This is a genomic window from Mesorhizobium sp. P2_A12, assembly GCF_056405075.1.
The window spans coordinates 1-11997 of sequence record NZ_JBFUCU010000015.1 but is presented as its reverse complement, the minus strand read 5'-3'; the positions used below and the strand labels follow the sequence as shown (position 1 = coordinate 11997).

Here is an 11997-nt window from a genome sequence, read left to right as displayed (position 1 = left end):
TTCAATCGAATACGAGTTTGTTCGGGTTCGAGGGTTCCCGCTCTTCCGCAGCCTGGCTGCCTGTCGGGCCGGAGGGATCGGCCCCGGAGCGGTTTGACTCATACGAGCCCCAGATGTCCCAAGAATTTTGGTTGGGCTGCTTTCCATTGGCCTGTTGGCTCTGTTGGAGCAGAGGCGGCACGGCTTTCCTACCGGATGCCTCAAGGTGTGGCGCATCTGGAGCGGTCGGCTCCAGCGTTCGCTCGAGATGACTCGCGATGTCCTTTGCAGCCGACTCGACCTTGCGTACATAACCGTTGGTGAAGCCACGCGTGACGTCGCCCGTGTTGTAGGCCGAGATGGCACGGCGAAGCGCCAGTTGCTGCGCCGGAGCAGTCGTGCCGCCGGCATATCGGCTTTCAAGCAAGTGGGCGGCGGCCGATAGCGAGGCGCAGGGCTCGAAAGCCTTTTCCGGCGTGAGATTGAGGAAGGAAAAGTTCTTGCTGTTTATCTGCATCAATCCGACATCGACAGAATGTTGTGCTTCGAGGCGGTTCTTGATGCCCCGCATCGCTTTCAGGTGGTCTGTCCAGCGAAGCTGCTCACCTGTGGTGTTGTCATGAGCCACCAGCGTTTCAAAGCCACTTTCAATTTTGGCAATCGCGGCGAGCGTGGACGGCGCAACCCAGGGAGCGCATTTGCGCGACAGGCGGTGGAATTCACGGGGCGAAAGTGGCGCGGGCTCGGCTGGGAATGACATGGATGTCAACAGGGCGATGGCCAGCGGCCAAGCTGCAATAAACATTCCTATCACCTACCTTTCGAAGCGTCCGGACCGGTTCTGGCCCTGTCCGGCACGCGCTTATGGGGCAGGTTTGTTACTGCGTGATGTTCAAGTTCAGCTTTTTCGGTTTCAACTGAAGCAAAGAGCTTGTTCGTGTCCGGGTGCATGGGCACCTTGCGCATGCGCGGGTTGCGCGGGCGCGATCAGCCGGCACATCTCGACCATCGTGGTGGATCATTCCAGCGCGGGATTGCCCGTCCCGGCCGTCCGTTGCTCCTGCAGCGTCAACCGCGACTTGGCATGGGCGGTGATGGACTCTTGTGTCAGCGCCTGGCCGAAGGACAAAATGGGGAGCTTGGCGGGTTCATCTCAGGCTGCGGAAGCTTGGGTCGATCGAACGCGAGAACCGACTAGGGCGCCGAGCTGCCCAATGTTGCGGCATGCTGCCGTTGTTGCAAGAGACAGCCATGCGCCCTGCATACTCAGGCATTGGTTGAAACCGCGAGTTCGTCCGCGAAGCTCGTCGGAGGCGCAAATACGCGGGACGAGGGTCAACTGGGAAGACGTGGCGGCGCAGCCGGCCTGGTGCGAGACCTGGTTCAGCTGTTCGGCCGCGCCGCGAACTGGTGGGTCACGCACAGTCCCATCGGCAGAAACCGCAGGCGGATTGACGCAGTCCGTCAGCGCTCTCGACAAGTACAGTGACTGGCTCAAAAGGAAGGTATTGCATCAACCGAGAAATGTTAGCTCGCAAGGTAACCGTAACCGCAATCGGACCTGCCGATCGCCGGGAACAGGATTGGCGCCCCCGGCCACTGCCCAATGACCTGCCTTGGGCAGGAGACATAGCGTTGGCACAAGGCCACTATAGCGAATCACGGTCGTTCTTCGGCCAACCGCCTTTGCGATCAATCAAACGCCGCGCTGCTCCACCGCGTCCGAGCCGCACGCACGAGCGGGAGGATTTCGAGGTGATCCAGGTCCGCAAGCGCCAGAAACGCGAAGAAGATGCAAGGACATGGCAAGCGACCGGGCGTCCGTGCCGTCGTAATCAAGTGGTGTTGGCAGGCCTGCACCAACGGCGGAGCTCGCGAATAAGCGAAGGACCACACGGCAGGGTCATACCGGCGCTTGCAGATGTGTGGTGGCCACCGGCTGCCTGGATGCGGTCAATTCGCTGTGGATGAAAATACCAGGCCGAGCAACGGCCTCACATTGGCCGCACGCACCGGCGAGTGGTAGCAAGGGGCAGCTGTTCTGCGTGGTGCCCCAAGGGTTGCTCGGCAACAGCTTTAGACAAGGGGATTCAAGATTGAAGGTGAGCCGTTGAAACATGTTCTTGTCATTGACGATGATGCCGCAATGCGACGCCTCATCTCCCAGTATCTCATGATGCATGCCTTGAAGGTGACCGCAGTCAACGATAGCGAGCAGTTTAACTACGTTCTATCGCATGAGCCAGTCGATCTCGTGGTTGTTGACCTCAACCTAGGCCGGGAGGATGGGCTTGCCATCGTCCGCAACCTGGCGACAAAATCGGATTTACCCATCATAGTGATCAGCGGCGACCGGCTTGATGAGGCGGAAAAAGTCGTTGCGCTGGAGCTCGGCGCAACCGATTTCATCCCCAAGCCTTTCGGTCTGCGCGAGTTCTTGGCCCGCATTCGAGTAGGGCTACGCCAGCGCATTTCCAGTCCGCGAACGAAAGATCATCGCTCATTTCGGTTCGGAGCCTGGAAGCTCAGCGTCAAGCAGCGGCGACTGATCTGTGCGGAGCGTGGCGAAGTCAAGCTTACCGCATGTGAGTTCAACCTACTGATCGCGTTCCTGGAGAACCCCCGCAATGTCCTATCCAGAGAACGGCTTTTGCTCGCGAGCCGTGTGCGTGGAGAAGAGGTCTACGATCGAAGTATCGATGTCCTAATCTTGCGCTTGCGCCGAAAGCTGGAGGCTGATGCGGCCAATCCAAGGCTAGTCAAGACATGCCGTGGTGCAGGGTATTTTTTCAACGCTGACGTAGACGTTAGCTAAGGAGGCACCTTGGCCGCGTGACAGGAGCTATTCTGGAGATTGGCTGACGAGGCTGATGAAGCGTGGCGGTGTTTTCTGGCGGCCTTTAGCTCGGCGCCTGGATGTCGGACCCAAGGCAGCATCTCGTCGATCTGGCTGGGATGGCTGTTGACGATCCTGGTGGTGAGGACGTCGGCGAGATAACCGAGTGACTTGACACCATTGAGCCTGCAGCTTTATGCCGACCGCCGAACTATGCCGAGCGAGCAAGTTTTTACCAACACTTTCCTCAACGTAGCGGTAGCTGGATCGGCATAGCTTAGGCTCTCTCCGTCGCAATTGACGCGAAGGAGAGGACACATGAACGCAAGTGACTATCTGCAACGCAGCACACTGTATCGGAAGCTGATCCACGGGCCATATGGCGAGTTTGCACGCGTTTATGCGGGCAGATTGTCGGACGAAGGCTTCGGTCGGCAATGTACCTGGCGATCGCTAAGCCTATTTCGTGAGCTGAGAGACTGGCATGTCGGCAACGGGCACGATCTCCAGGATTTAAGCGAAGTTCATGTTGAGCGGTTTCTTGAGCACCGTTCCAAACACTGGAGCATCGATTCGGGCGACCGATCGGCGCTCCGGCGCTTGCTTGCGGCGTTACGGCAAGAAGGTTTGATACCAACCGCCCTTCCGATTGAGCGCACGGAGTACGAGCAGATTGTTGATGTGTTCGCGGCTTACCTCACGAATGAGAGAGGGCTCGCCGCCTCGACGGTGGAAAGCCACAAGCTGCTCTCACGCCGATTTCTGCAGGAGGTCTGTCCGGCTGGCGCAGATGGGTTTGCAGCGCTCACCCCGGAGATCGTCATCGGTTATGTCGAGCGACATGCTCTCGATGGCTCCGCCGACAGCGGCAAGGCGATGTGCGGGGTGGTGCGCGCCTTCCTGCGCTATTTGCATCTGAAGGGCTTCATTTCGGTGGCCTTGGCCGATTGTGTGCCGTCGATCCGTCGCTGGCGGCTTGCTGGCCTACCAACCTTCTTGCCACCACAGAAGGTTCAGGTGGTTCTCGATGCCTGCGATCGGACCACGGCAATGGGACTTCGCGACTATGCGGTTTTGATGGCGCTGGCCAAGCTGGGCTTGCGCGCCAGCGAGGTTGCCGCGCTCAGTCTTGACGATATCGATTGGCAGTCGGGCAGTGTCCTCGTCCATGGCAAGGGACGGCGGCAAGCGATGATGCCGCTACGCCACGACGTCGGTGCAGCTATCGTCGCCTACATCCGGCATGGGCGACCGGCTTCACCGTGTCGCCGGTTGTTTCTGCGAATGCTTGCTCCGCACATCGGCTTTGCCTCAGGCTGCGCCATCACGATGATCGCGAAGGAGGCTCTCGAGCGGGCGGGTATTCACGGCTATGCGCACCACGGCGCGCACCTCTTCCGCCACAGCCTTGCGACCGACCTGCTGCGGTCGGGGGCCAGCTTTGCCGAGATCGGCCAGTTGCTTCGTCACCGGAGCATCGACAGCACGAGGATCTATGCCAAGCTCGACATCGAGAAGCTGCGTGAACTGAGCCTGCCCTGGCCGGGAGGTGTCCAATGAGCCGTCTTCGAACAGCGCTTGAGCGCTATGTGGGTATGCGCCAGGGATTGGGATACAAGTATCATGGCCCCGCTCGACGGTTGTCGGATTTCGTCACGTTCATGGAGGCTCGCGGTGCCGAGACCATCACCACGGCGCTGGCAATGAAGTGGGTGACGTTGATCGGCCGACAACCAAGTTGGTCCATCCGCCTGACCGACGTGCGCTGCTTCGCTCAACACCTCGCTCATTTCGACCCCATGACGGAAGTGCCACCTCAAGACGCCGTGCCGCCGGCGCGGCGGGCAAAGCCCTACATCTATACCGATGCTGAGATCACGGCGCTTCTGGCGGCGGCACTGTCGCTGCCGCCGGCCAACGCCCTCCGTCGCTGGACATATCATTGCCTGTTCGGATTGATAGCGGTCGCCGGGCTACGCCATTCCGAAGCGCTCGACCTGCGCCGAGACGACGTCGATCTCGACCAAGGTATCCTCACCATTCGGGAGACGAAGTTCGGCAAGTCGCGGCTGGTCCCGCTCCATGCCACGACGGTCGCCGTGCTGTCGGACTACGCCGCGCGACGCGACGCGCATCTCGTCGCGCCTCGTAGCCCCTATTTCTTTGTCGCCGAGCAGGGCGGCAGATTGCTGCACCAATACGTGCACCGGGTGTTCTGGCAGCTGTCGCGACAGATCGGTCTGCGGCAGCGGGCGCAGCGCAATGGTCCGCGGATTCACGATCTTCGTCACCGTTTCGCCGTCCAGGCCCTGATCAACTGGTATCGTGCGGGCGAAGATGTCGAGCGGGAACTGCCGGTCCTCTCGACCTTTCTTGGCCACGCCAATGTTCGCGACACCTACTGGTATCTATCCGCCGCGCCGGAGCTAATGACCCATGCCGCGCGACTGTTGGATGAGCGGTGGGAGGTTCGCTTATGAGTGCCTCGAACGATCTGGCCGTGCTGATCGAGCGGTGGTTCACCGATCGGCTCATGCGACATCGAGGCGTAAGCTCCAACACCATCGCCTCCTATCGCGACACCTTCCGGCTCCTGTTTGCATTCGCGCAGACACGCCTTGGCAGGTCTCCGTCGCAGTTGACACTGCGGGATTTGGACGCGCCTTTCATCGGCGCATTCCTGGAGGACCTCGAGACACTGCGATCCGCCTCAGTGAGGACCCGGAACCTCCGCCTCACAGCCATTCGGTCTTTCTTCAGATATGCGTCGTTCGAGGAGCCGGCCCATAGCGCCCAGATTCAACGCGTGCTCGCGATCCCAAGCAAGCGATGCGACAAGCGACAGCTTCAGTTTCTCACCAGGCCCGAGATTGAAGCGATCCTGGCCTGTCCGGATCGCAGCACATGGCTGGGACGGCGTGATCACACTCTGCTGTTGCTGGCTGCGCAAACGGGGTTAAGAGTCTCGGAGATCATCGATCTCGACCGGGACTCGGTGATGCTGGGGCACGGTGCCCACGTGCGATGCGTTGGCAAGGGCCGCAAGGAGCGAAGTACGCCGCTCACCAAGGTTGCACAGCAAGCCCTTCGGGGCTGGCTCAACGAGCCCAGGAAGCGGGGCGCAACGGCTCTCTTTCCGAACACGCACGGCGGCAAGCTGAGCGCCGACGGCGTGCAGGCGCTGCTGAACAGATATGTCGCCAAGGCTCGCGAACACTGCGTCCCCCTCCGCTCGAAGCGGGTGTCGCCCCATGTTTTGAGGCACAGCGCTGCCATGGAGCTGCTGCAGGCGGGCGTCGATTGTTCGGTCATCGCCCTATGGCTGGGCCATGAGGCGATGGAAACGACGCTGACCTATCTTCACGCACATCTTGAGCTGAAGGAATCCGCACTCGCCAAGCTGAAGCCATACGAACGCGCAAAGGCCGAACGATTTCGACCAAACGACCGGCTTCTTGAGTTCCTGAACGCCCTTTGAGCATGAGAACTATGCCGAGTGTCAACGACCGGTTCTTGGTCGAAATGGCGGGCAAAGCGCTTCACACCGCCATGATCGGAAAAGGCGCTCGGCATAGTTCGGCGGTCGGCATAAACCGCGTTATGCCGCGCGCGGCATAAGCAGCTTTCGATCAGCGACGCAATGACTGCCCAGTGTTCGGCACCGCCGTTCAAGCCGGCGAAGAGCGCGTACTTGCGGACGGATTGAGCGCTCGACGGTGTTGTTGTCGATCTCGGTGCGACCGTAGTCAACGAAGCGCGAGAGGCCTTCGCAGCGTGAGAGCGTGTAGCGGATTGCCTCGGCGACCTTGGTCTTCTGACCGATCAGGCCGAGCTTTCACGCAGCCAAGGTTCAAGATGGCGACAATAGCGCGGCTATTTTCCCGACGCGTCGCACGGCGTTCATCGGCCGATCGGCCGCGGATATCGTCCTCGATCTTATTGAGGTGGGCGATCGTCTCAGCGCCTCGCTGGCGATCGGCGAGTTCCAGGCCTACATCGCCTTCCAACAGTGCCAGTCTGATCAATTACGGTGAGAGCTACCGGTCCGGAGATCGCATCAGCCTCTCCGTCGCCAAAAGAGCTGTTCTGCTTAGCCGTCGAGCTCAACGTCCAGCGTCGGAGCGCTCTCTGCTCCTGAAGGAAGCCATGAGGTCCGCTCGGGCTTGATCGGAGGCTTGGCCGATGGACGTTGTGTTTGCGTCGCTCGGCTGCCGCCCGATGGCGAGGCTTTGCGAATTGTCAGTCCTTTGCCTTTTCGCTGGTCTCAACGGCGCTGTGTAACGTTCAGTGTTGATGATGACGGCCCCACTGTTCACGCGGTTGCTCCTGTGCAGTGTACTCGTCAGCTTGTCCTCGGCCTCGCGCGTCTGGCCCAAGTGCCGTTCCAACGGCGCTGGCGCGACCTGTCTGGCTTGCTGTTCTTGCAACGCGGCGTGTTGCACCTGCGACCCGGCTGCTGCCAAAGCTTCGGCGGGGCTTGCGGCAAGCTCGTGCGGCAAGCGCCCCTCTCTCAGTCGGTTTTGCAGCGCCTGCCGATCGGCGACGAGGTAGTTGAGGTGCAGCGGCAGCTGCTGGTCTGGCCGCTCTTCGTTCGCCAATCGACGAACCAGCTCGCGCGTGCCGTCCACCACGAAGACGCCGCAGTCAACAGCGTTTTTCTGCTGCGCCATGTCGGGTGTTACCAGGGTCGCGTCCAGTCTTGTAGCGAGCTTTCGTGCAGGCGCGTCGTTGTATCGCTGTTCATTTTGCTGGATGGAGTCGTAGTGATAGGCGACCGCTCTTTCCGGATCGCGGCGATCTACGAGGAGCAGCGACCAATGGGTGCCGTGGTCAATACCCACCCCATCGTTCACTGGCACGAACAGGAAGTCGGATGGGCCGGCGTTTCGATCATAAATCGACTGCAATGTGCCTCGCGCGTCTTGCTGCTCCATGTGGCGCAGCAGATGGGAGACCGACGGATCGACCAGCCGCGTCCGGGCGGCGAGCGCTGGATCGGCCTGCTGCAGCTGCTGCTCGAGGAATTCGTAATCCCTCTGGATATGTTCGTCGCCCAGCAGTTGGGTGGCCCCGAGCACCGCCCCCCGGGGGAGATTGGACGAGCCTGACGGAAGGGCTTCGATGTGTGCATCGGAGGAGGTGGTCAGATCGACCAACGGAACCCCGAGATGGGTGTCTGAGAGCCTGGCGGTCGCTGGCAAGGCGGGTCCCGGAGCCCTTGCCGGTACTGCTGCCGCTCCAGCTTCCCTTATCGCTCCGCGATGGAGGAGCCAAACGTCATTACCCTCCTCTGGCCTCCGGGCGGTGTAGCCGTGGCCTTTAATCTCGTAGTTCCATTCCGGCTTGTCCGCGTCCGGCAAGAGGCCATAATGGTACAAGGAAGAGAGCATCGCCTCTGGGACGCGTTGAGTCCCATGGGAGAAGCCTTTGGGCACGGCGAACGAAACATTTATGGAGTCCTCGATCGCAGCCGGGGGCGCCTCGGACCTTGCTGAGGGCGCGGCCCCCGCATGCAGGCTTCCAATGTGTTCGGACCCTGGGCCTTGAACGGGTACCCCTGCCAATGGCAATTCACCCAACTGCTGCATGGGGGGCTGCATCGGCACGCGGCCGCCTTCGCTCGGCGGCTGCTGAATGGCGATGCTTTGCGGATTATCAGTCCCCTGCCTCTCCGCCGGCCGCAACGGCGCCGTCGAATGTTCATTGTTGATGATGAACCGCTCGGGTGGCAGGAGGTTGCCCTGGTCAAGCGCATCCGGCCAGCGCCGGTGTTGGCTGACAGCTAACGCTGGCGGGGCGGCGGCCTCAACTCCGGCGTGCCCAGAGCCGGCCGCTGCCAAAGCGTCCGCCACGATCCTGTCTGACGCAGGCTTCGCATCGCGAACCCGTTCAAGCGCCAAGCGGAGATAATCGTTGCCTGGAAACAACACCTCGGCGAATTCGATCCGCGAATCATGATCCAGCCCAGAGATCGTCCGGCCCCGCCTCTCAAGCGCCTCAGAAAATCTGCGAAGACTATGACCATAGACAACACGGGTGCTTGGGGCCAAGCTGCTGTCACTGGTCACTTGTTCCAAGACATGCGCATCTGCCTTTGAAGGCACCGTCACTGGCCACCGGCCAGTCGCTGAATAGCCCGGCTCATGATACGCACGCAGGACGTTCAACGCCGGCCTTATATCCCTTATGTCAGTGTCTTTCGGAAAGAAGGTATCGAGGTGATCGACCAGGGATTGGTGATTTTTTAGATCAGTCGCTTGGCCACGAGCGCCGAGATCATTCGCCAATCGGCGAAGCGCATACGAGTATATTCGGAGCGTCGGCGCGCTATGGCGTTGCTGAGCCTCAGCATGGGCGATCGCCTTATCAATCACGTCCCGGTGTTCGTCGGACAAGTGGGGATAGCGGTTAGCCGGGGCACCAACAGTCGCTGAATAGCCCGGCTCATGATAGGCACGCAGGACGTTCAACGCCCTCTTCATATCATCGTTTTTCGGAAAGAAAGCATCGAGGTGATCGACCAGGGATTGGTGATTTTTTAGATCAGTCGCTTGGCCACGAGCGCCGAGATCATTTGCCAATCGGCGAAGTGCATACCTGTATTTTAGGACCGTGCTCTCGCTATATTTTTGCTGAGCCGCAGCGTGGGCGATCGCCTTATCGATAAGGTCGCGGTGTTCGTCGGACAAATGGCGATAGCCGGTGGCACGGGCGCCACTCGCGACAGGTTCGGCTCGGCGCGGCTCGGCCACGCGCTGCTCAAAGCCCGCTTGCCGCGCTTGGCCAGCATCCGGAGTCCCATGGGAGAAGCCTTTGGGGACGGCGAATGAGACGTTTATGGAGTTCTCGATGGCAGCGGGGGGTGCCTCAGCCCTTGCGGAGGGCGCGGCCTCCGCATGCAGCCTTCCGATGTGTTCGGACCCCGTCCCTTGAACCGGTACCCCTTCCAATGGCAATTCACCCAACTGCTGCGTGGGGGGCTGCATCGGCACGCGGCCGCCTGAATTGCCGATTTCGCTCGGCTGCTGCTGAATGGCGACGGCTTGCGGCCTATCCACGGCCCTCTGCCTCTTCGCTGGCCGGAACAGCGCTGTGGAATGTTCGTTGTTGATGATGCCCCCCTGGGGTGGCAGGTGGTTGCCCTGGTCAAGCGCATCCGGCGAGGGCCGGATCTGCTGTTGGCTGGCAGCCAAGACTGGCGGGGCGGCGGCCTGAACTCCGGCGTGCCCAGAGCTTGCGAAAGCGTCCGACACGCTTCTGTTGGGGTCCTCCGGCCCAGCACGCATCCCTGGATTGCTGAACAAAGATGAGGCGGCTTGATCACCCTGCCGCTGCTGAAGCACTTCGCGGAACCCCTGTTCCAGTCGCAGAAGCTCCTCTGCATTGGTTGGCGGCTGGTGAGCTCGATCATCGAACAACGGCCGGAGCGCCTGGGGAACCTCAGCGCTGAAAGAAGACGAGGTGGCTTGCTCACCCTGCCGCTGCTCAAGCACTTCGCGGAGCCCCTGTTCCAGTCGCAGAAGCTCCTCTGCATTGGTTGGCGGCTGGTGAGCTCGATCATCGACCAGCGGCCGGAGCGCCTCGGGAACCTTCGCGCTGAAAGAAGACGAGGTGGCTTGATCATCCTGCCGCTGCTGAAGCACTTCGCGGAACCCCTGTTCCAGTCGCAGAAGCTCCTCTGGATTGGTTGGCGGCTTGTGAGCTCGATTATCGAACAGCGGCCGCAACGCCTCGGGAACCTCCGCATTGTGAACCCGCTGCAGCGCCAAGCGGAGTTTCTTGTTGCCTGGAAACAACGCCTCGGCGAGTTCGGTCCGCGAATTGTGATCCAGCCCAGAGATCGTCTGGCCCCGACTCTCAAGCTCCTCAGAAAATCTGCGAAGAAGTCGACCATAGACGACACGGGTGCTTACGGCCAACTCGCTGTCACTGCTTAATTTTTCCAAGATACGCGCATCTGGCTTTGAAGGCACCGCCGCTGGCCACCAGCCGGTCGCTGCATAGCCCGGATCATGATACGCACGTAGGACGTTCAACGCCGTTTTAATGCTCTGGTCATTCGGAAAGAAAGTATCGAGGTGATCGACCAGGGATTGGTGATTTTTTAGATCAGTCGCTTGGCCACGAGCGCCGAGATCATTCGCCAATCGGCGAAGCGCATTCGAGTATATTCGCAGCGTGTCCGCGCTCTGGTTTTGCTGAGCCGCAGCGCGGTCGATCGCCTTATCAATAACGTCCCGGTGTTCGGCGGACAGATGGGGATAGCTGGCAGCAGGGCCGCCAGCAGTCGCTGAATAGCTCGGCTCATGATACGCACGCAGGGCCTTCAACGCGCTCTTCATATCAACGTCTTTCGGAAAGAAAGCACCGACGTGATCGACCAGGGATTTGTGATCTCTTAGATCGGTCGCTTGGCCACGAGCGCTGAGATCATTCGCCAACCGGCGAAGTGCAAACGTGTATTTTCGGGCCGTGGTCTCGCTATATTTTTCCTGGGAGTGGGCGATCGCTCTATCAATAAGGTCCCGGTGTTCGCCGGACAGATGGTGATAGCGGGAAGCACGGGCGCCACTCGCAACGGGGTCGGCTCGGCGCGGCTCGGCCACGTGCTGCTCAAAGCCCGCTTGCCGCGCTTGGCCAGCATCCGGCAAGGGGCCAGGGCGGTCCAAGGAAGAGAGCATCGCGTCTGGGACGCGTTGGGTCCCATGGGAGAACCCTTGGGGGACGGCGAACGAAACGTTTATGGAGTCCTCGATCGCAGCCGGGGGCGCCTCGGACCTTGCTGAGGGCGCGGCTCCCGCATGCAGCCTTCCGATGTGTTCGGACCCTGTCCCTTGAACCGGTACCCCTTGCAATGGCAATTCACCCAATTGCTGCATGGGGGGCTGCATCGGCATGCGGCCGCCTGAATTGCCGATTTCGCTCGGCTGCTGCTGAATGGCGACGGCTTGCGGCCTATCCACGGCCCTCTGCCTCTTCGCCGGCGGGAACAGCGCTGTGGAATGTTCGTTGTTGATGATGCCCCCCTGGGGTGGCAGGTGGTTGCCTTGGTCAAGCGCATCCGGCGAGGGCCGGATCTGCTGTTGGCTGGCAGCCAAGACTGGCGGGGCGGCGGCCTGAACTCCGGCGTGCCCAGAGCTTGCGAAAGCGTCCGACACGCTTCTGTTGGGGTCCTCCGGCCC

The 11997-nt window shown here is 60.8% G+C and carries 6 protein-coding genes and 2 pseudogenes; 4 read left to right on the top strand and 4 right to left on the bottom strand.

Annotation, left to right across the window (positions count from 1 at the left end; all coding sequences use genetic code 11):
• Nucleotide 1 precedes the first annotated feature (1 nt).
• Nucleotides 2-784 (bottom strand): type IV secretion system lytic transglycosylase VirB1, encoded by a 783-nt coding sequence (locus AC1DZU_RS26260; protein ID WP_477289600.1) that lies wholly within the window; start codon nt 782-784, stop codon nt 2-4.
• Between the two features lie 1305 nt (nt 785-2089).
• Between AC1DZU_RS26260 and virG the strand changes: the two genes are divergently transcribed.
• Complete coding sequence (gene virG / locus AC1DZU_RS26255) at nt 2090-2794, top strand: two-component system response regulator VirG (protein ID WP_477289599.1); 705 nt, start codon at nt 2090-2092, stop codon at nt 2792-2794.
• 110 nt (nt 2795-2904) lie between these two features.
• Here the strand turns inward: virG and AC1DZU_RS26250 are convergent.
• Nucleotides 2905-3009: pseudogene (locus AC1DZU_RS26250) on the bottom strand (transposase domain-containing protein); the annotation flags it as partial.
• Between the two features lie 124 nt (nt 3010-3133).
• On the opposite strand from AC1DZU_RS26250, the gene AC1DZU_RS26245 reads away from it, so the two are divergent.
• From AC1DZU_RS26245 to AC1DZU_RS26235, 3 genes are read left to right on the top strand one after another with little or no spacing between them, the layout of a single operon-like run.
• Nucleotides 3134-4375, top strand: coding sequence for a site-specific integrase (locus tag AC1DZU_RS26245; RefSeq protein WP_292386896.1), 1242 nt, complete (start codon nt 3134-3136; stop codon nt 4373-4375).
• Nucleotides 4372-5295 (top strand): tyrosine-type recombinase/integrase, encoded by a 924-nt coding sequence (locus AC1DZU_RS26240; protein WP_477289598.1) that lies wholly within the window; start codon nt 4372-4374, stop codon nt 5293-5295. Before AC1DZU_RS26245 ends, AC1DZU_RS26240 begins: the two co-directional genes overlap by 4 nt.
• Nucleotides 5292-6293 carry a tyrosine-type recombinase/integrase gene (locus AC1DZU_RS26235; protein WP_477289597.1) on the top strand — a complete coding sequence of 334 codons (1002 nt, stop codon included), beginning with the start codon at nt 5292-5294 and terminating at the stop codon, nt 6291-6293. The genes AC1DZU_RS26240 and AC1DZU_RS26235 overlap by 4 nt, the downstream gene beginning before the upstream one ends.
• Nucleotides 6294-6433: 140 nt before the next feature.
• Here AC1DZU_RS26235 and AC1DZU_RS26230 read toward each other — a convergent pair.
• Nucleotides 6434-6797, bottom strand: a pseudogene (locus AC1DZU_RS26230) (IS66 family transposase); the annotation flags it as partial.
• A 121-nt stretch (nt 6798-6918) separates the two neighbouring features.
• A partial coding sequence (locus AC1DZU_RS26225) for a Ulp1 family isopeptidase (protein ID WP_477289596.1) occupies nt 6919-11997 on the bottom strand: 5079 nt, incomplete at its 5' end.